Origin of the sequence: Nostoc sp. JL34, assembly GCF_017114945.1 — a bacterium.
Classification (GTDB): domain Bacteria; phylum Cyanobacteriota; class Cyanobacteriia; order Cyanobacteriales; family Nostocaceae; genus Nostoc.
Window position 1 is genome coordinate 66967 of sequence record NZ_JABXKQ010000116.1, and the last position, 20419, is coordinate 87385.

At 43.7% G+C, this 20419-nt stretch carries 16 protein-coding genes; 10 read left to right on the forward strand and 6 right to left on the reverse strand.

Annotated elements, in window-relative coordinates:
* Positions 1 to 50 precede the first annotated feature (50 nt).
* The 4 genes from HWQ44_RS20550 to HWQ44_RS20565 all read left to right on the forward strand — a co-directional run bounded on the left by HWQ44_RS20550 (position 51) and on the right by HWQ44_RS20565 (position 6235).
* Positions 51 to 2483: an AMIN domain-containing protein gene (locus HWQ44_RS20550; protein ID WP_292722371.1), complete on the forward strand. Its 2433-nt coding sequence runs from the start codon at positions 51 to 53 to the stop codon at positions 2481 to 2483.
* A gap of 794 nt (positions 2484 to 3277) precedes the next feature.
* Positions 3278 to 3562, forward strand: a complete 285-nt coding sequence (locus HWQ44_RS20555; protein WP_010998076.1) for an HU family DNA-binding protein — start codon at positions 3278 to 3280, stop codon at positions 3560 to 3562.
* Between the two features lie 26 nt (positions 3563 to 3588).
* Positions 3589 to 4671, forward strand: a complete 1083-nt coding sequence (gene cobD / locus HWQ44_RS20560; protein WP_292722373.1) for a threonine-phosphate decarboxylase CobD — start codon at positions 3589 to 3591, stop codon at positions 4669 to 4671.
* 109 nt (positions 4672 to 4780) lie between these two features.
* Positions 4781 to 6235 carry an NAD(P)/FAD-dependent oxidoreductase gene (locus HWQ44_RS20565; RefSeq protein WP_292722376.1) on the forward strand — a complete coding sequence of 485 codons (1455 nt, stop codon included), beginning with the start codon at positions 4781 to 4783 and terminating at the stop codon, positions 6233 to 6235.
* Between the two features lie 151 nt (positions 6236 to 6386).
* Here the strand turns inward: HWQ44_RS20565 and HWQ44_RS20570 are convergent, their stop codons facing one another.
* Both HWQ44_RS20570 and HWQ44_RS20575 read right to left on the reverse strand, forming a co-directional pair.
* Positions 6387 to 7106: a phosphatidate cytidylyltransferase gene (locus HWQ44_RS20570; RefSeq protein ID WP_292722379.1), complete on the reverse strand. Its 720-nt coding sequence runs from the start codon at positions 7104 to 7106 to the stop codon at positions 6387 to 6389.
* Positions 7107 to 7140: 34 nt separating this feature from the next.
* Positions 7141 to 8922 (reverse strand): DUF3685 domain-containing protein, encoded by a 1782-nt coding sequence (locus HWQ44_RS20575; RefSeq protein WP_292722480.1) that lies wholly within the window; start codon positions 8920 to 8922, stop codon positions 7141 to 7143.
* A gap of 143 nt (positions 8923 to 9065) precedes the next feature.
* Here HWQ44_RS20575 and HWQ44_RS20580 point away from each other — a divergent pair, with 143 nt between their 5' ends.
* Positions 9066 to 12083: a pentapeptide repeat-containing protein gene (locus HWQ44_RS20580; RefSeq protein WP_292722381.1), complete on the forward strand. Its 3018-nt coding sequence runs from the start codon at positions 9066 to 9068 to the stop codon at positions 12081 to 12083.
* An 81-nt stretch (positions 12084 to 12164) separates the two neighbouring features.
* On the opposite strand, the gene HWQ44_RS20585 is transcribed toward HWQ44_RS20580, so the two are convergent.
* Positions 12165 to 12611, reverse strand: coding sequence for a Fur family transcriptional regulator (locus HWQ44_RS20585; RefSeq protein WP_292722383.1), 447 nt, complete (start codon positions 12609 to 12611; stop codon positions 12165 to 12167).
* 682 nt (positions 12612 to 13293) lie between these two features.
* On the opposite strand from HWQ44_RS20585, the gene HWQ44_RS20590 reads away from it, so the two are divergent.
* Complete coding sequence (locus tag HWQ44_RS20590; protein WP_292722483.1) at positions 13294 to 13764, forward strand: CRR6 family NdhI maturation factor; 471 nt, start codon at positions 13294 to 13296, stop codon at positions 13762 to 13764.
* Positions 13765 to 13880: 116 nt separating this feature from the next.
* On the opposite strand, the gene HWQ44_RS20595 is transcribed toward HWQ44_RS20590, so the two are convergent.
* Positions 13881 to 14840 (reverse strand): glycosyltransferase family 9 protein, encoded by a 960-nt coding sequence (locus HWQ44_RS20595; protein WP_292722386.1) that lies wholly within the window; start codon positions 14838 to 14840, stop codon positions 13881 to 13883.
* Between the two features lie 69 nt (positions 14841 to 14909).
* Between HWQ44_RS20595 and ispD the strand changes: the two genes are divergently transcribed.
* From ispD to HWQ44_RS20610, 3 genes are all read left to right on the forward strand, one after another.
* A complete protein-coding gene (gene ispD / locus HWQ44_RS20600; protein WP_292722389.1) occupies positions 14910 to 15593 on the forward strand; it encodes a 2-C-methyl-D-erythritol 4-phosphate cytidylyltransferase in 684 nt (227 codons plus the stop codon).
* A 136-nt stretch (positions 15594 to 15729) separates the two neighbouring features.
* Positions 15730 to 16278: an SMC-Scp complex subunit ScpB gene (gene scpB, locus HWQ44_RS20605; protein ID WP_292722392.1), complete on the forward strand. Its 549-nt coding sequence runs from the start codon at positions 15730 to 15732 to the stop codon at positions 16276 to 16278.
* 188 nt (positions 16279 to 16466) lie between these two features.
* Positions 16467 to 16814, forward strand: a complete 348-nt coding sequence (locus tag HWQ44_RS20610) for a DUF760 domain-containing protein (protein ID WP_104908394.1) — start codon at positions 16467 to 16469, stop codon at positions 16812 to 16814.
* A gap of 50 nt (positions 16815 to 16864) precedes the next feature.
* On the opposite strand, the gene HWQ44_RS20615 is transcribed toward HWQ44_RS20610, so the two are convergent.
* Positions 16865 to 18073 carry an HhoA/HhoB/HtrA family serine endopeptidase gene (locus tag HWQ44_RS20615; protein WP_292722396.1) on the reverse strand — a complete coding sequence of 403 codons (1209 nt, stop codon included), beginning with the start codon at positions 18071 to 18073 and terminating at the stop codon, positions 16865 to 16867.
* Positions 18074 to 18280: 207 nt separating this feature from the next.
* On the opposite strand from HWQ44_RS20615, the gene HWQ44_RS20620 reads away from it, so the two are divergent.
* Entirely contained in the window at positions 18281 to 19174 is an 894-nt protein-coding gene (locus HWQ44_RS20620; RefSeq protein ID WP_292722398.1) for a M23 family metallopeptidase, read from the forward strand.
* Between the two features lie 74 nt (positions 19175 to 19248).
* On the opposite strand, the gene HWQ44_RS20625 is transcribed toward HWQ44_RS20620, so the two are convergent.
* Positions 19249 to 20283 (reverse strand): isochorismatase, encoded by a 1035-nt coding sequence (locus tag HWQ44_RS20625; protein ID WP_292722400.1) that lies wholly within the window; start codon positions 20281 to 20283, stop codon positions 19249 to 19251.
* Positions 20284 to 20419: the final 136 nt, after the last annotated feature.

Genomic DNA, 20419 nt, shown 5'->3' on the forward strand with positions numbered 1-20419 from the left:
CTACCCAAAAATTGTTTGTAAACAAGGTTTTATAAGGTGAGGAATGAACTGTGAAACAGCTTCACGGTAATAGTTTTATATTGGGTACTGCCGCTTTTCTATTTTTGGCAGCTCAACCAGTTTGGGCACAAATTAGTCAAGTTACTAATGTCCAGTTAAATCCAGTTGATGGCGGAATTAGCGTCGCTTTGAAAACTTCTTCTGGGTCGCGCCCCCAAGTTTTCACTACAAAAAGAGGCAAGGCTTTAGTCGCAGATATTATCAATACTCAATTACGATTACCACAAGGTAATAATTTTCGTCAAGATAGCCCAGCACCAGGAATTGCGTCTGTTGAGGTGAATCAGCTTGATGCCAATAGTATTAGGGTGACGGTAACTGGCAGTAATAACGTACCTAGCAGTCAACCCGTGGTGCGATCGCAAAATGGAATTACACTCAGCTTTAGCCCGTCCGCAGGCACTATAGCATCAGCACCAACGCCAACAGCGTCAACATCCACAGCACCACCTGCTACGACTCCAGTCCAATCTGGTCAAAAGCCAGATGTTCTTGTTCCCAACCCGCAAGTTACTATTGACGGACAACCTGCACAAGCTGCTGGGCCAGGTCAACCTCTGAGTCAGGCTCCACCTTTCTTACCCAGAGCCGTCGCCCCACCAGTGGGAGATATTGCTATTTCTGCTACCGATGCTTCTCCTAGCACTATTGACTTAGGAACTCAGGAACGTGTACCCCGTTTAGTATTGCGAGATGCACCGGTGCGTGAGGTTTTGTCATTGCTTGCCCGTGCTGCTAGTTTAAACCTGGCTTACGTGGGAGGTGAGCAAGCTGCTGGAGGTCAACAAGGTGGTGCTGCACCAGCAACCTCTCAAACAATCTCCTTAGATATAGAAAATGAGCCAGTGCAAGATGTGTTTAATTACGTTTTGCGCTTGAGTGGTTTAGAAGCTAACCGCAGTGGTCGCACAGTTTTTGTAGGGACTAAACTACCTAATGCGACCCGTGACATGGTTATGCGTAACCTGCGACTCAATCAGGTAACAGTGGGAGTCGCCCTGAATTTTCTGGTCGGCTTGGGGGCAGAAAGTGCCGTCAGCCGTGAACGACAAGTTACCAGTGTTAATGCCGTGGCTGTGGGTACTGCGGCTGCTCCCATCACTCAAACTCAGACGACGACAGAAACCAAAGTTGAAACTCAACGCGTTGATTTCAAAGACTCTAGCCCATTACTTAGAGGTTTACAGGCATTAGGAGATGAGCGCACTAATTCTCTAACCTTGATTGGCCCTCCCAGGCTGGTTGAGATGGCGATGGCTCAATTAACTCAGCTTGATATCCGTCGTCGTCAAGTGGTAGTTAACGTCAAGATTATCGATGTTAACCTCTTGAATACCCAGGACTACAACACTAGCTTTTCTTTTGGACTCGGCAACAACTACTTCACCAGTGATGGTGGTGCAGCGTCTTTTAATTTCGGTGGTTCCAGACCAGCTACCAGTTCTGAAGTAGCAAACAGTGTGACTCAGACGCCCACTATTACGAATCCAATTACAGGCTCGCCTTTACTTAACCAAAATGGTACGTTCACGGTGCCAAATGGAGGTTCTGGCTTGAGAATTATACAAGATGGTCAAGTTGTACAGGAAATTCCAGGTAATGCGACATTCCTCCAACCTATTTCTCCAGCAAATAGCAATCCAACTACCCCTGGTCTCTCAAATTTCACTCCAGGAACACCAGACACGGTAACGATTACTACTGACCCAGTAACTGGAAGACAAACTAGTACGTATGCACCAGGATCTCGTGCAACATCTACATTTAGTTTGCCGTCTTTGTATCAGTTCCCCAAACGTCTTCTTGCTAGCTTGCAAGCTCAAGTGACAAACGGTAATGCCAAGATTTTGACTGACCCAACCTTAATTGTACAAGAAGGTCAACAAGCTCTTGTCAATCTGACCCAGGAAGTAGTAGGAAACATAACCATCCAAACAACGGATACTTCTGGTGGTTCTAGGACAGAAAGAACAATTGATAAACAAAAAGTTGGCTTAACCTTGAATGTGAAAATTGAGCGGATTGACGATAATGGGTTCGTTTCTCTATCGGTTGCTCCTACTGTCAGCGCTCCTTCAGCTTCACAAGATACAGGAAATGGACAAATTATTCTTGTGTCTGAGCGCTCCCTTACTTCTGGCTTAATTCGCTTACGAGATGGTCAAACGCTCATTCTCTCAGGCATCATTCAAGACCAAGACCGGACAAGTATCTCCAAGATTCCTATTTTGGGTGATCTTCCACTAATTGGTTCACTATTTAGAAAAACAAATAGATCCAACCAGCGCAATGAGGTGATTGTATTGCTCACACCTCAAATCATGGACGACTCTGAGAACTCTTCCTATGGCTATAACTACAATCCCAGCCCAGAAGTGCGGCAAATCCTTGAGCGTCGAGGCTTGAAGCTTCCTAGTAGGTAATAAAGATAATGGGTAAATGAGTCACTTTTGTCAATGGCTCAGATCCCCGACTTCTTTAAGAAGTCGGGGATCTTCTTGTTCCTTGTTCACGAGTAGGATTAAGGTTAGGGAGACCTCCACAAATCCTTTGGATAACTTGTGGCAATGTCACAAATCGTAACCTCCGGCAGATTCTTACAGCTACATTTCCAGATTCTTTAGAATACCTGCGACAAGGTGAAGCAATCGGAGAAATTAGCCCATACGGCCGACTGTCGGGGTGATTCATGAATTGCCCCTACCTGAAAATTAGGGTTGCGGCTATTCTTTGCCTAAGTCTTGTATTTATAGCGCGTGTTTCTTGAACCATAAGATCCCCGACTTCTTTGAGAAGTCGGGGATCTTAGCCTTCGACTTTCATAAAAATTGTTTAATCTCAGCAATAACTCTTCAACATCGGTAATTAATCCCAACAAATGCGAACCATCTCCCACCTCCCCACTCCCATGTTTTCTTGGCGATTGCGGGATTTACTAGGTATTTTTTCCTACTTTTGGGGTGGTTTTTAAGGAAACAAGTACCCTAAAATAACAAAAAATCCTGAAATCTATATAAATTAATGGTTTCATCTATCCACATCAGGCTACAACACCTTAGAATGATTCATTGAAAAGTCGAGCCGATGGGATGTACAGCCGTTTTGAATAAAAATACTCCCAAAGGATGATTTTTGTATTTCCGCGAACAGAGATTTCAGTACAGATGTGTCAAGGTACATCCGTAAAAAATCTCAAGTAAACCTTCAGGAGTTTGACATGAACAAAGGTGAATTAGTTGATGCCGTAGCTGAAAAAGCTAGTGTTACCAAGAAACAAGCTGATGCAGTCTTAACTGCCGCTTTGGAAACGATTATTGAAGCCGTTTCCTCTGGTGATAAGGTAACATTGGTGGGATTTGGCTCATTTGAATCACGGGAACGTAAAGCCCGCGAAGGTCGCAACCCGAAAACAAATGAAAAGATGGAAATTCCAGCAACGAGGGTTCCTGCTTTCTCGGCAGGAAAACTGTTTAGAGAAAAGGTAGCACCCCCAAAAGCATAGGTTCTGTCTTCGGGAACCCTTTTTTAATGCGGCAACCTGCACACGGGGGAAATTTAGCCTGGGCAGCAGCACTGGCTGGTTGTCCCCCTGATGCTATTCTGGATTTTTCTGCTAGCATCAGCCCGTTAGGGCCTCCAAATAGCGCGATCGCTGCTATTAAGTCCCAAATTGGTAATCTTAAGCACTATCCAGACCCAAATTATAGTGAACTGAGACTAGCTCTCAGTCACTTCCATCAAGTGCCGTCTGAGTGGATTCTGCCGGGTAACGGCTCCGCAGAATTACTCACTTTAGTCGGTAGGGAATTAGCTCAATTAGCCGCGACAATTTTAATAACTCCAGCCTTTGGCGATTACTACCGAACCTTGGCAGCGTACAACACTAAAGTGCTGGAGTGTCCTTTGTCATTAGTCACTGGTCATACCCTGCCAGAAGGCGAAGCGCTTAGGTCATTGGTTATTGACAAAGGACAAAGGACAAAGGACAAAGGACTATTGCTGAATAACCCCCACAACCCAACCGGAAAGCTATTTTCGCGGGACTCTATTTTGCCCTACCTGGAGCAATTTGCTTTGGTGGTGGTGGATGAAGCATTTATGGATTTCGTGCCGCCCAATGAGGAACAAAGCCTGATTCCGGTGGTACAGGAATATCCGAATTTAGTAATATTGCGATCGCTGACCAAATTTTACAGTCTCCCAGGACTGCGATTAGGATATGCGATCGCACACCCCGACTGCCTAGCCAAATGGCAGCTATGGCGCGACCCCTGGCCCGTAAACACGCTAGCGGTGGCGGCGGCAATTGCGGCACTCCAAGATACGGAGTTTCAGCAGCAAACCTGGGCATGGCTACCACCTGCACGAAACCAACTGTTTCAGGGTTTGGCTAAAATTCCAGGATTGCAACCCCAAGCAAGTGCTGCTAACTTTTTACTGATTGAGTCGCAAGAATCTACTTCGCACTTACAGCAACAATTACTCAAGTATCACCAGATTTTAATCCGTGATTGCCTTAGCTTTAAAGAACTAGGCGATCGCTTTTTCCGGGTTGCTGTACGTTCTCAGTCCGATAACCAACGCTTACTAACAGCGCTAAAAGAGAGTTAGGAGTTATAAGTTAGGAGTTATAAGTTGAAGAAGGGTTTTAATTCTTAACTTTTAATTCCTAATTTCTAACTCCTAATTCCTAATTCCTAACTCTTAACTCTAAATTCACGTGACCGTTGACTACGATGTTGTAATTATTGGCGGCAGTCTTGCTGGATACTACGCTGCCCTTGCTGCAACCCAACTACGTGCTAAAGTTGCCCTGGTGGAACCCAAAGTAGACTACGGGTTTACTTATCACCATGCTCTTACCGAAATTGCTAAACTGGCGCAGAAGTTAAATGATGCCGCTGGTTTTGGTATTCATGCCACACACACTGATACCTCAGAAGAATGTCACATATCTATGGCATGGCAAGAAGCGATGCTATATGCTCAATGCGTCGCCTCAAATCTCAAAGAACAGCATTCTCCAGCCATCCTAGCCGCGCAGGGAGTCGATGTCATCATTGGCAGTGGTCAATTTGAATCTTCACCGCAACTGGCTTTTGCTATTAACAACCGCCTACTACGCGCCCGTACCTATTTGCTGGCCAGTAGTTCGCGTCCAGAAATGCCAGAAATTGAAGGATTGCAAGCCACTGGCTATCTAACCCTTTCCAATATTTGGCAATCCTTACAGGGAGGGATATTACCCAAAAATTGGGTAATTATTGGCGGAATTCCCCAAAGCATTGAAATCGCTCAAACTTTAGCGCGGTTTGGTTGCAGTGTGACGCTGGTAGTCAAGCATCCCTATGTTCTACCCCATCTTGACCCTGAGATAGCCATCCTGCTTCAGGCGCAGTTGGAAGTCGAGGGTGTGCGCGTCCTCACCGAAAAATCAGTAACTCAGGTGAAGCTAATTGAGAACAAAAAGTGGATTCAAGCAGGAGATAAGGCTATTGAAACCGATGAAATTTTAGTGGCGACTGGACAACAGCCGAATCTTGAATCTCTAAATTTGGCAACAGTAGGTGTGAAATGGCATCGGCGTAGCTTAGTGGTGAATGATAAACTGCAAACCACTAACCACCGCATTTATGCTTGTGGTGATGTAATTGGTGGTTACGACTTTGCCAATATTGCTAATTATGAAGCAAAAATTGCCCTGAAAAATGCACTCTTTTTCTCCAGCTTACGAGTAAATTATCGCTCCATTCCTTGGGCGATATTTTCTGTGCCGATGCTGGCGCAAGTGGGTTTGACAGAGGCACAGGCAAAACACGAATTTCGTCGAGATGAAGTTTTAGTTTTGCGACAGTATTTTAAAACAGTGGCAGCAGCTCAACTTCGGGGCGAAACCACTGGTATGTGTAAATTAATTGTGCTACGCAACGGTGAAATTTTGGGAGCTTCGATATTGGGGGCAAAAGCTGGAGAATTAATTAATTTGATTGCCTTGGCAATGTCAGAAAAAATTAAAGTCAAAGATTTAGCAAATTTATCTCCCGTCTATCCCAGTTTTTCAGTAATTCTGGAACAGACTGCAAGAGAGTGGAATAAGCAAAAGTTAAATAGCAATATTGCTTTGCAAGAGTTTTTAGAAGGCTTCTTCCATTTCCGCCGCAATTGGAATTTATGAGCTATTGGGCATTGGGCATAACACTATATCGACTTTAAAATCTCGTTTTCCAGGTTCTACCTGGAAAAGCCTTTCATTGTGGCTCTACCGCCAATCAGGGAGGCGGAGCCTCGTGATAGCATTCCCAGTTGGAGACTGGGAACGAGGCGAATTACAAATTATTTAAAAATGCCTGCATTACCCACACTACCCCAGCCGCTACTAGAGGTACGCTGAGGTTATCTGTGCCGTGGGGTGAGACTGCCTCTGCTAGGGTGGCGAAAGTAGCAGTTACCACCGCAGTCAACAAAGCCCATCCGAAACCTAGAGGCGTTGCTAGGGGACTCAGCGACGAACCAGGTAGCAGCAACAGCACCAAGAAAATCACTACTGTACTCGCTACAAACATTGCTGCTGAACCTTCCCAGGAACGCACAGAATTTCCCACTTGGTATTTATGCTGGCCGAAGCGTCTACCGATTAATGCTGCTAGTGCATCTCCCCAGGTCATCGCCATTATCCCAGCAACTGCGATCGGGATGCTATCTACTGGCCCGTCTGGTCGCCACAGTAGCCCGAAAAGCAGCGTCACTGAGATAGCGAAATAAACTGTACCAGGTGAGCTATCCTGGGTATCCATTGCGCCAATGATTCGATAGCGGTAAAACAAGTAGTTGAGTCCGATAAAGGTAGCAAAAGGGATAATTCCGATTTCCCAGCGGCTAAACAGTAGCAGGACGCCGAAAGCCCACATCCCTGCACCAATATGGATCACTTTACGGGTCAAATCTGGCTTTACACCAAACAGCCTACGCAGTCCCTCGCCAATGATAAGCAAACCAGTAGCGTAAGTATAAGAAGCTGCCAACCCGATAAAATCATTGTTTGTCATTAGTTATTTTTTCTCCCCCTGCTCCCCTGCTTCTTCACTTAGGTCGGTCGCTATTTCGTTTTAGGTTCTTTTCTACTAACGAAACGCTACCAATACCTTGAAGAATACCACGACCGATTAAACCTAAACCCCGACCAACTATTTGGGTGAGAATGAAGACTATACCGCTACCTACTAAAGCTAATAGTGATTTTAAACGTGGTGCGATCGCATCACTAAATTCTAGTAGTAATGTCACTACTAAAGGAATATTAGAAAGTTTTACTAATTCCTGATTTCGAGGAGCATAAACTGAAGTATTGGCAATACCACGAGGTACAATTACAAATAGCTCATACCGACTTTCAAAAACTGCTTTTGGCTCATTTATATAACTCCTTAACCGATATTTCCACGACAAATCATTTCTAAACCGTTCAATTTCTCTTGTGGAAATCAATTGCCGTCCATAAAAATTTTGCTTAATCTCTTCTACATCTGCTAAAGAATTTAGCAGTGGTTGCACTACCCCATTTGCTACCTGAATCAACAAGTTCTCTAAAATCATTAATGCTTGGGACTTGGCTTCAGCGCTCACTACTGGATAGGAAGCATTATCAATGTTTAATTCTGTTTGAAATAGGAGATACGAATACAACTCGCAAACTAGCGGAATTTTATTGAGAATATCTGTTTGCACAATCTCTGCATTTTGCAGCAATAGATTAACAATTTTTATATTTTGATTATTTATTTGTATTCGAGAAAACTTCCCAAAAAAATCTGTAATTGCTGCTTGCCACAAGTCGTATATTAAGGGATTTTTTACCTCAAATAATTGATTTATCTCTATTTGAGAAGTACGTAGTTCATCCAACTGTTGAGCTAATTTTTGCAGGATTAGATAAAGTAATTCCCGTTTTTTATCTTCACGAAAGATGTCAATTTCTAAAGGTACATCTGTGACATTCCGTAAAGGAAATTGAAGTTTGTTAACACAAGATGCAAACAAGTCCAATTGTAGTGTTCCTGGACTAAGTAAAGGTGACACAGTTTGCCTTTGTTGAATGGCACTATTTAATGAAGGGGTCAAAGGTGGCTGATCGGCAATCGGAATATTTTCCTCTTGCCTTTCTTGTGATGAAACCAACAACCGATTTAACAACCAACGAGCTGCTAGCAGTTCTCGCCGCTGTCCAGCTAGAATTGCTCGATCTAGTACTGGTAGTCCGGGAACTTGTAATTGTGCTGTTACTGTGGCTAGGGTCGCGTCAATGTGAGCAATTCCTGACAAACGGAAATTATTTCGCAGTTTAGAAAAAGGGAGTAGGGAAGGTGGGGCCCCCTCTGAGGATAACGGGTAATGGGGAGTGGAGAGTGGGGAATTAGGAGTTATTATTGCTTCCGCATCCTGAAACCAGTAGGAACCACCATCTGCAACTTCTTGCATGGCCACAACTAACTCAGGAAGTGGTGTGCCTTTAGGGCAGTAGCCATTAATACCAACAGACTTCGCAGCCAATAAAAGTCCTTGTTCTTGAACAGAACTGAGGAGCAAAATTGGTAAGTTGGGATATAAGGCTTTGAGTTGCCTACAGAATTGTAAACCTAGCTGTTGACTGGTGGTAGAGCGGCCATTACCGAATTCCAAAACCACCAAATTTAGCTGATTAGGGTCTGCTTGGGCAATTTCTGCTAAAATTTGCAATGCAGCGGTATCAGTTTCTACCGATGCGATCGATTCCAAGTTAGGAATCGCTTCCAGAGCTACCCTTAATCCCAGACGAAAAATTGGGTCTTGGTCGATTAACAATAATTTTAGAGGGCGATCGCTCATAGTCCACTCAATTACACAAGTATTGTTTTCTACCAATCAGAAAACAGCTTTGATACAAAACTTTGTCTTCCCCATTGTTACCTGTTTTCGCAAACTGATAAATCGATCATAATTGCCTTATGCAGCCTTCACTGTGTAATTAAATGAACCTGAGTATTCGGCACTGGTTGGCAGAACGCCATATCGCAATCAATCAAATCAGAGGGTTTTCAGCGGGGCAATTGGCAGGTATTGCCTACCGTATTGTTCAGGATATGGAAGTCAAAAGCCTTATGCCTTTTGATATCTGTACCTTAGTAGAGGTTTTAGAACTGCCCTTAGGTATTGTTTGGGAAGAAATCAGTGTCATTTCCCAGTTGACAGAAAACCTGTTGCGTAGCCTCAGCCAAAAAAAGCCGTTAAAACGTAATGAAGGCACATGGCTAGCGTTTCAAATAGCCTATCTCCAGGCTTTGCAAGCAATTCTAGAGCAGGAAGCAAACCTGCAAAGACCGTGGCTAGACCGGGCGGGTATACCCATCCAACCACACATCCTGAAAGAGGAGGTGGATAAACTCATCCTCCAAGATTCGCAACTGCAAGGATTGCTGAAAACTCTCAGCCCAGGTAAATTGACTGATACGCAAGCTGAACAAGCACTAGCTTTGGTTGCAGATTCATTACTGGTACAACAAATAAATAGCACTGCTATAGCTTGGTTAGTTGCCAATGGTGCAGAGGAAACTGAAGCGAAACTCTTAATACAGCGTTTGATCAACTCACTCCCTGGTCACTTACTGGTAGTCGTTACCGAAAATGCTGCACCTTTAGCCCAACTACAAAAATTTTTCCATTTGGGGATTTCATTATCTCCCAGTTTGATCGCCCCAGAAGTTGGTTCTCCAGTCGGTGAGAAAATTGATTTGCACCGAGAACATTATCGTGCAAGTTTGATTAAAAATCTAAGTATGCCTTTGCTCATGGAATCCTTTGCTCTTAAGGATATCTATGTGCCACAAAAAGGCTTACCAATAGAGGAAAATATTTCTGAGCAAGATAAAAAAACTGTTAAACCAGTTGATTTAAAGATATGGGCGCAGCAACAGTTAACTGATTTAGAAACGATCGCTGTCATTGAATCGGAACCTGGTTATGGAAAAACTAGTTTTTGCCAACTTTGGGCAGCACAGTTAGCACAGGAATTATACCCTACTTGGATGCCTATAGTAATTAGGCTACGGGATGTAACATCCGGGAAAACTTTAATCGAAACCTTGAATTCTGCCTTTTTTGTTAATCTTTCAACTTGGTTAGAGCAAGAAAATCTCCCTTGTCTGTTGCTGCTAGATGGTCTGGATGAACTACCCCCTTCTGCTCAGGGTATCAGGGCACAAACAATTTTTATTCAGCAATTACTGAACTTTCAATCTCAGCACCGACACAAAATTGTGTTAACGAGTCGGTCAACTACATTACGAGAAATCGTCTCAGAACTACCGCTATTGTTGAGGCGAATTATTATTCAGCCATTGGATGTGGATGAACTCAAACAATGGTTTCAACAGTGGGCAAAAGTTCTATCTTTGCCCATTGCTCAAAATTTCTTTACATTGTTAAAACAGGCAGGGTTATTTACCAGCCAATCAAAGTTAAGAGAATTATCTGTCCTGATCCGTCAACCCCTAATGCTACATTTGTTAGGCATTTTGCACCGCGATGGATTGCTAGATGATGAACTATTGCATAATACCCAAAAGTCTTCTTTATTATGGGAAATTCATCATCGCCTAAGTCGATGGTTGTTAGGCTATCCGCTAATTGGTGGGAGCAAGACGATGCTACTGCGTTCAGGATCGGCTCATATCCATCGGACTCCAGAAGCGATCGCTAATTTACTCGCTAATCGTCATCCCCAAGATTTACTTGAGCAGATGCAAGCGATCGCTCTCCAAATTTTACACTCGCAACGTCATCAAATTAATTTGGCTGGTGAATTTAATCATCTACCAGAGTTTTATTTTAAAATTCGGGATTTAGAAAGTTCTGGCAAAAGTAGTTTAATTGAGTTTTCGCATCTCAAGTTGGGAGAATCTCTTTGTGCAGATGCTATTGCTGCCCAACTTAAATTGCTGACTCAGTGTGAAGATGAGGCTTATGGTACGCTCACTTTTGTGCTTGATTCTCCCAGTAGCGTAGCCCAGCATATTTACAATTTACTAGGTTACGGGATACTTAGCCAAGAAATTGAAGAACTAGCGATGTCTCCGACGGGCTTCGCCTACGCAGGATTGCGTCCGCAGCAAAAGCACAATTTTTCCTTTGAAGTTTTATTTCAACGTCTTTTGTCTTTCTGGCGTCCATACTGTCAAGGACGTTGGTTAGATGAAGGAATAGCCCACAAAGCTGTGACTCATTTTCAAGCACTGCAAAACCCTGTGAATGTTGAACAGGTGAATGCTGCGGTGGGACTGAATGTTTTTTTATTGCTTTGTGCTTGCTACCGAGAAACAAAAGTTCCTTTTTGGCCTTGTGGCAATCCAGCGAATTTGGCAGAATTCCATCCAGAGGCGCTGAGTGTCCTAATTTCTAGGACAATGGTTTTGCATAAAAATGCCTTCGCAACGCGAATCAAGTCTCTGGCTGGACTCAACTTATCGGGAGCCTCTTTGTTGCAAGTGATGTTAACTGGGGTAAATCTTGAGCAAACAAACTTATCTAATGCGGACTTAATGGGGGCGAACCTCGTAGATGCGAACTTGCAACAGGCCAACCTCACAGGTGCGAACTTGCAACAAGCAAACCTCACAGGCGCAAACCTCACAGGTGCAAACCTTACAGGCGCAAATCTTCAACAGGCTAACCTGATGCGGATAAATCTGAATTCAGTTAATCTCACCAACGCCTGTTTATTTGATGCCATCTTCGCTGAGACTGACAAAAAATTGATCGCCGATAATGGTGCTTTGTTCTCCAAAGAGTCGTTTCAAAGACTAAAACATTTGCGATCGCACCAGCCTTTCTTAAACACCGTAAAAATCATGCCAAACACAGATTTTAACTGGAACAAGACCCCTGCGATCGGACTAATTGAAAGCTGCGAAGGCACAATTTTACCAGTAGATTTAGATGATGATGAGTCTGACGATGAGACAGTTTTTGGCAATAATTCTATTGGGGAATAGGGAATAGGGAATAGGGCATTGATTATTTGCTTTCATCCTCCCCTGCCTCCCCTGCCTCCCCTGCCCCCTGCTCCCTGCTCCCTATCCCTCTTGCTGGTTGCGGTAGCCAAAAAAGTTAATACTGTATTCAGTAATCCGCACTCCTGTTTCTTCTTCAATTTTGCGGATAAAATCTTCTGGTAGTTCCACATGAACATCAAGAATTTGATTTGTATCCACACAGTTTATATGACTGTGAGAGTCACTGATATTGCCATACAACCGCCCATCACAGCGTTCAATACACTCAATGATGCCTTGACTTGATAATGCTTCTAAATTTTGATAGACAGAAGTATGACCGATCTCTTTACCTTGTTGGTTCAAGCGATCATAAATCTCTCTTGCCGCAAGGTGTTCATTTGCTTGCCAAAGTAGTTCCAGAATAAAGCGACGCTGACGACTGACGCGCATACCCAGGATTTGACAGCGCTCAAGCGCATCTTCTAGGGAACGAATTGGTCTTGTAGTAATTGTTTGTTTTTGCATATTACAGCTTGTTAACTGTTGGGGGAATGTTCCCCTCTAAATGTTTATTGGTTATTTAATATATGCAATCATATTGCACACCGCTGTTTTACCTGTACTTATGTTTTGGCTTTTGATGCTGCGGAAGTAACAGGTGGCGATAATGATTTTTTTGCTTGTTGACGGCTATTTTTTCAGACCTTAATCTAAAACAAACTCATTACAACTTTAACTTAAAATTGCTGTAAATGTCCACCTTGGGGCAGGCGTTGCCTTACCTAAGTAAGCTAATCCTAATGGCACACCATGTTAATAATGTAGTAATTTTTTAATTAAATGTGAGTAATTATAACAATGATAAAAGTAACATTTAAATTTAATCAAAGTCGGTGAAGTGAGTGGCGTAGGCGTAACCCGCCGCAGGCATCGCTAGCAGTTCATCTCAAGGCTAGTAATTGGATGTATATTTGTTATAACCAGCGAGAATAAAGCAAAAGTATCAAATAAATTTGAGAAGGTCAGACTTGTATATATATCTTGTCTGGGTTGACCAAATTATCAGCAAAAAAGTATCAGTAAATACTAATTAATTTGTGAATAAGACTTAGTGCTGTTAAAGGTCAATGTAGCGTCAATCCCTGAAAGCTGCTACTGTAGATTCTCGATCCTACAGTTGAGTATCAAGAAAGTGGCTGCTGAATCAATGACAATTGCGATCGCACTCAATAATGACTTCATTAACAATCTGGATCTGTCGCCTGCGTCAACGGTGATTGAAAAACTGCTGCAAGATGGGGTCGCATCCCATGAACAGCAGCTACGCTTTGATATCAATTACAATCTTGAACCTGGCGATCCCCGGGAACTCTCAGAAATTCCAGAGGTACGGCTGTGGTTTGTGCGTCTAGATGCCAAATACCCTTGGTTGCCATTTGTACTAGATTGGAAAGCTGGAGAGTTTGCTCGTTATGCCGCCATGCTTGTACCACATCAGTTTAGTTCCCAAGAAGGCATTCAGTACAATCCTGAAGCCTTAGAAATATTTTTGATGCACAAAATCTTTATTTTAGGTGATTGGCTCAAACAGCAAAACATCCCCAGCCTCTCGCGGCTGAAGTCCATGGCCCAAATGCTGGGTTATGAATTAGATGATGCTTTTTTTGAGATATTTTAATCCTGAATAACCGCAAAATCTAGCTGTCACGTCCAGGTTTTGCGGTCATTCAACAAACGCATCACTCGATTGGATATCCAATAGACTGATTGTAGAAATTGGGACAAACTGCTGGTTTAGCCACCCCAAATTTTCTCTAAAACTGCATTTGGTGAAATATCCGCCGTTTTTCCCGTGGGAGACGCGATGGCCAGAAATTTATCGTTTTTCGGCAACAACTGAGCTGGATCGGTGGGCCCAAATAAGGCGATGGTATAAGTTTGGACTGCAACACTTAGTTGTAGTGCCGCATTATCAGTAGACAACATCAAATTTGCCCCGGCTATTATAGCAGTTAACTTGCCAATATCATCTGGGGCAGTCACCTTGATATCTGGAGAAGACCCCAGAAGCGATCGCACAAACTGCTCATCGTCAGTTCCCTTAATCACCACCACAGGCAGATCCGGCTGCTTGTCTTGGAAGCCTTGAATAATTTGATGCCAACTTTCAACAGGGTAGATTTTATCCGGTTCTTTAGCCTGGGATAACTGGCCAGAACCGGCATGAATCAAGATATAGCCTGTTTCATGAACCCCTAAACGTTTTTGTTCCTTTTGTGCCCACTCAATATCTGGTTTTGGCACATTTACTGCCAACTCTGGGACAGGGCTATTTATTTCCAATGGTTGCAGCAAATCGTGATATAATGCCGCCGCATACTGGGATGCTTTAAATGGCACAGCGTGGGTCAGAAAACCCGATCCTTTGCCTTGGTAGCCAATGCGTATAGGAATTCCCGTCAACCAGAGTAAAAGACCCACCAACCAATTTTGCTTAACAGCAATGGCAACATCGTATTCGCGATCGCGAATTGTGCCCACTAAATTACCCCAATCTGCCAGACTGTTACGGTCTTTAAAATCAAAGTTCAGTACCTCGTGAACCGACTTGCTCACTCGGTAGGCAGCCTTTGACCGGGGTTCAACAACGACATCTATCTGAGCGTTAGGGTAATGGCGCTTCAGGTCATCTAGAGTCGGAAAGAAGAGAATTTGGTCGCCAATTCCGCCAGGTACAAGGGCTACTACTCGCATAATATTTATTGACGCTTACTCGCTCCCTATTTTAGGGGAAAATATATAGCTTAAAGATTGAGGAATTCTGTGTATTTACTAATTCCAGCTGCGGGAATCGGAAAAAGAATGGGGAGTAACCGTAATAAACTCCTGCTACTCGTGCGATCGCAACCAATTATTGCTTGGACTTTATTAGCCGCAGAAGCCGCCAGTACAATCAGTTGGATCGGGATTATTTCTCAGTCTACCGATTGGCCGGAGTTCAAAGCAATTATCGCCGATCTGAAGCTGACTAAACCAGTAGAATTCATTCAAGGTGGCTCCACCCGCCAAGAATCTGTTTACAATGGCTTACAATCTCTGCCAGTAGCCGCAGAACAAGTGTTGATTCACGATGGCGCCAGATGCCTCGCCACACCAGATTTATTTAACTCTTGTGCCGAGGCCATTCGCCACTGTCCTGGTTTAATTGCTGGTGTACCCGTTAAAGACACGATCAAAGTTGTCGATGAACAAGGCATAATTCAAGAAACACCCGACAGACGACAACTATGGGCGGCACAAACTCCCCAAGGATTTGATGTCAAGTTGTTGAAACAGTGCCATGCTGAAGGAGTCCGTCAAGGTTGGGAAGTAACAGACGATGCTGCTTTATTTGAAAAGTGCGGCATCGAAGTCAGAATTGTTGAGGGAGAGGAGACAAATTTAAAAGTCACCACTCCACAAGATTTAGCGATCGCAGAATTTATTCTCACAACTAGAGGCTTTTGAGGGAAAGATCAGGAGGAGAGGAAACAACTCTCCGTATAATTTTGATATATTTTGCGTATTAGTATATAATGCCACACACCTATTAATTATCAGGTGTACATTGTTCAATTCTCAATGCCCAATGCCCAATGACTAAATGATTACAGCCACAGCGACGAAGATAGAAGCAATTCTCTATTTAAAGGGTAAACCCTTGTCGCTCGGCGAAATCGCCGAGTATGCCGCGTGCGATCGCGCCACTGTCAAAGAAGGCATAATTGAACTCATGGACAACTATGCCCACCGAGATAGCGCCCTAGAGGTAATAGAAACCCCAGATGGGTACAGTTTGCAACTCCGGTCTGATTTTCATGACTTGGTGCAAACTATGATACCAGTAGAATTGGGTGTAGGTGCATTGCGGACTTTGGCCGCGATCGCTCTCAATAGTCCCATACTCCAGAGCGACTTGATTAACCTGCGCGGTTCAGGGGTATATCAACATGTTCCAGAACTTGTCGAACTTGGTTTCATCCGCAAGCGCCGAGACAGCGATTCTCGCTCCTACTCGCTCCAAGTAACGCCAAAATTTCATCAGTATTTCCAAATCGAACAACTCCCGCAAATACTTTCCAACAGCCAGAAGGAAGAACAACTAGAATTAGAACTAGAACTAGAACTAGAACTAAAGGGAGTAGGGGGATGAGGGAGATGAGAGGGACAAAGGGGAATTATTGAACAAGTCTCTTCCTTGTCTACCCCCCTGTTCCTTATCTCCCTACTCCCTACTCCATGCCCAATGCTCTCTTAACGATCTTAATACCCGTGGTGAATGCGCTACCCTTATACTATGGTTTAGAGTAGAGTTAGCAATTAAGCTAAATAAAACTGCCAATGGTGTTTAATCCTGACTTTTTGAATGACAACTCTGAGGAACACCCTAATCAACTTCTTTCCGACCACTCTGAGGAATACCCTAATCAGTTACTCAAATATCTACAGCATCAGTCTCCTGATGTTTTAGCAAGGATTGCTCAGTCTGCTAGCCCCGAAATTAAACAAATCATCTCGCAAAATGTCCAAGGGCTAGTAGGAATGCTCCCGGCAGAAAATTTCAACGTGCAAATCACAACAGATCGGGAGAACTTAGCTGGGCTTTTAGCGTCGGCCATGATGACGGGGTATTTTCTGCGCCAGATGGAACAAAGAATGCAGTTAGAGCATTTGTCTAATGGTCAATAATCAATAGTCAGTAGTCAAACATTCTGGGACTATTGACTATTGACTATTGACTACTTCCTTTCAGGATAAGCTCCTGATTTTACTTTGAAGGTTTGAATTTTACCGCTGCGGTTGACTTCGAGCGTTAAAATGTCTCCAACTTTGCTAGACTCTACCAGCCTTTGAACTTGGGCTGAGATTTTGACTGGTTTACCGTTAACTTTTTGAATCACGTCTCCAGGAAGCAGTCCTCCACGCTTGGCTGGGGAATCATCTGTGACTCCTTTAATCACAATTCCAGCATCCTGCTGAATGTTCAGTTGATTTTCTTGATTAATCTGCTGTTTTCTGATGGGAGAAAGGTCTGCCATTTCAATACCCAAGAAGGGATGTTCTACATGCCCTTTGGTAAAAAGTTCATTGGCGATGCGGGCGGCGGTTTCAATGGGGATGGCGAAGCCGAGTCCTTGAGCATCAGCGCGAATGGCAGTGTTAATACCAATCACTTCGCCTTGGGCATTTAACAAAGGCCCACCAGAATTACCAGGGTTAATTGCGGCATCAGTTTGGATAAAGCTAACTCGCTTATCTGGGACACCAACTTGAGTGCTGGTGCGATCGGTAGCGCTAATGATGCCGATAGTGACAGTATTATCTAAACCCAGAGGATTGCCAATCGCGATCGCCCATTGTCCCGGCACTAGGTTTTGCGAATTGCCCAGTTTCACTGTCGGCAAATCATTGGCTTTTATTTTCACTACTGCCACATCTGTCACAGAATCAACTCCTACCACCTTCCCCTCTAGACTTCGACCATCCTTGAGGGTAACTTGTACTGTATCTGTATCTGCCACTACATGAGCGTTAGTGAGTAATTCTCCATCTTCGCTCAAAATAAATCCCGATCCTGTACCGCGCTCAATGCGTTCTTGAGGAATTGGTTGCTCATCCTCTCCAAAGAATCGCCGCAAGAGGGGATTTTTTAATGCATCAGAGATAGGATTGGCTACTTTGCGAGTGGCATTTATTCTTACCACAGCCGGGCCAACTTTTTGCACTGCCGTCGCAATAAAATTTACATTATCGCCCCCAGTAGCCCCAATCGCTCCATTCGGTGAATTAGGAACTACGGATTCTGGAGGTGAAGCCATTGTGACATTTTTTAACTGTTGGAACGAGCGATTTTGTGGCAGGAGATAGCGACTGCCAAACAAACCTGCACCACCGCCAATCACCAGTAAAAACACATAAACCGCCAGTTGCTTTAAGGATAACTTCATAATCTTTATGCTCAAGGACAGCAATGCAGTTGCTAATTTCTAAGTGTAGTCAAGCTAACGGCAAGTGGACAGATCAATTTACGAGAAATTGGGGATTGGGGATTGGGCATGATTATTCTCCCTTGTCTTCTTAGTTCCTAGTTCTAGTCCCCAATCCCCTCTGTTCCCATCTAAAATCTAAAGTTAATGCGCTCTTGACGTGTATACATGACTTTACTCTTTCGTCAACTGTTTCTCTGTAGCTTAGTTAGCGCCTTGGGCCTAGTAAGCGTACTGCCATACTCGAACAGTGTTAACGCTGCTGTAGGTGGTTGCCCAACTCCAGCCTTATCTCGCTTCCAACGCCATAAGGTTGTTCGTGGCGAAACTTTGGAGAGCATAGCGCAGCGCTACAATCTCATTCCGACAACTATTATTGGCATGAATCCAGCTTTGCAGAACGGTGCAGCTGCCGCCGTTGGTAGTGTACTTCAAATTCCTCCCTACAATGGGATTGTAGTCGAAGTGCCTCGCGGTGAAACTTGGCGACAAGTGGCGGCACAATACAAAGTTCGTGCTGATAACCTTTTTGAGGTGAATGGCTGCCAACAAAACCCCAGAATCGTGTTTGTTCCGGGGGTAAATTGGTCGCCCAATGGCGTTGTAACTAAGTCTCCTTTACCAAGTGATGCAGGTACACCAAACCGTGCATCGCTGTCTGGATATCCTTTAGCACAAGTGGCAACTGTGGGATTAGCTTACGGCTGGCAAATTAATCCTACGACAGGTGAAGTTTTCTTCCACAGTGGTGTTGACTTATTATCACCAGTTGGTAGTAATGTGCTAGCGATCGCACCTGGAACTGTAGCCTTTGCCAGCGATCAAGGTTCTTATGGCAAATTGGTGATTATTAACCACAGTGGCGGATTTCAAAGCCGCTACGCCCAGCTTGACAGTATCAAAGTTACTGTTGGTCAACAAGTGAAAAAAGGAGACTTACTAGGAACAGTAGGCACTAGTGGAAAACCAACATCCACTCAACCGCATCTCCATTTTGAAGTGCGTTCTAGCTCATCTCTGGGTTGGGTAGCACAAGATCCCAAAGCTTATTTGAAGAAATGAGGGAATGGGAGTAGGGAATAGCGAATAAGGAATGAGGAAGCAGAAGGAAACTACTAAACCCAATGCCCCATGTCCTATGCCCAATTCCCAAATTCGCTAGATTTTACGATATGCATTCCTGCCTCTGCAAACCTTGTAAATGCTACATCTGCCTGTTCTGTGTAGTCCACAACACCAGGGACAACAACGGGGGAAGTGCAATCTTCTAATAAATAGATTTTTTTCGCCAGGGTAACATCTACCTGTTTAATTTCTGTTAATAAATCGTCAATTGTCCAAGCGACACAGTGACTTTTAGCTTGACCACCAATAATTACTGCATCATATTCTAAAAGTTGTTTAATCAGGCGCGTGTTCTTTTGAGCGAGTGGACGTTGTTCAAAATCTTCCAACACTTCTGGACGTAAGATGGAATAATTTTCTGTTAAAGGATTTTCACCTTTAATTTCAAATTGCGTTTGACTCTGACGCGCAATGCCGTGGAAAAATATCGCTTCTTCTACCGATGAAACTAGAGCATGACCGATACCGCCCAACATAGAATGATAAGGCCAAACAGTGAGGGGATATTTCCCATCTTGACTGAGTTTCTTAAGGTAATGGTAAGCGTGTTTTTCTAATAATTCATAATCCCCATTAGTAACACTGTTAGCAACTGCTGGGTTAACTTTCCAGATACCTTGTTCAACATCTGCTGGTGTGATGCTAGTCGCTGCTGGAGTGGGATGTTCTCCAGCAACGTTCACCCAAAAGATCGGATGGAATATTTGCGTTGCTGTGTGAGTATCTAGAGTTGGTACAATTTTCGTGATTATTCCCAAGTTTCGATAGATAAACTCAGATAATCTGACGTTATCATCCACCGCTGCATTCCCGGATTTTCCACCTACAAATAATTCAAAGCCGGGAATGCAGAAGGTATTTTGGACATCAATTAACAGTAAGCAAATGCTGGTTTTATCTAAAGATGCAGGTTTGATATCGTGTTGTTTTGCCCAGATTTCAGCTTCCACAGCACGTTCTTGGTAAGGTACCCGCCAGACTTCGCCGACTTTTTCAGGGTTAAAGTACGGGGGAATTGGTAGTTGGGGTGTTATTTGGGTGTTCATAATTACAGCCGCTTTTATTCTGTAATAACATCTATGATTTCAATCCCCAAATTTTCTCAAGTCTAGTGTTGCCTTAGTAAACATCATCATGAGAACCCAAGGTCAACAAAGAAATTACTAATTCCCCTGAATCGGG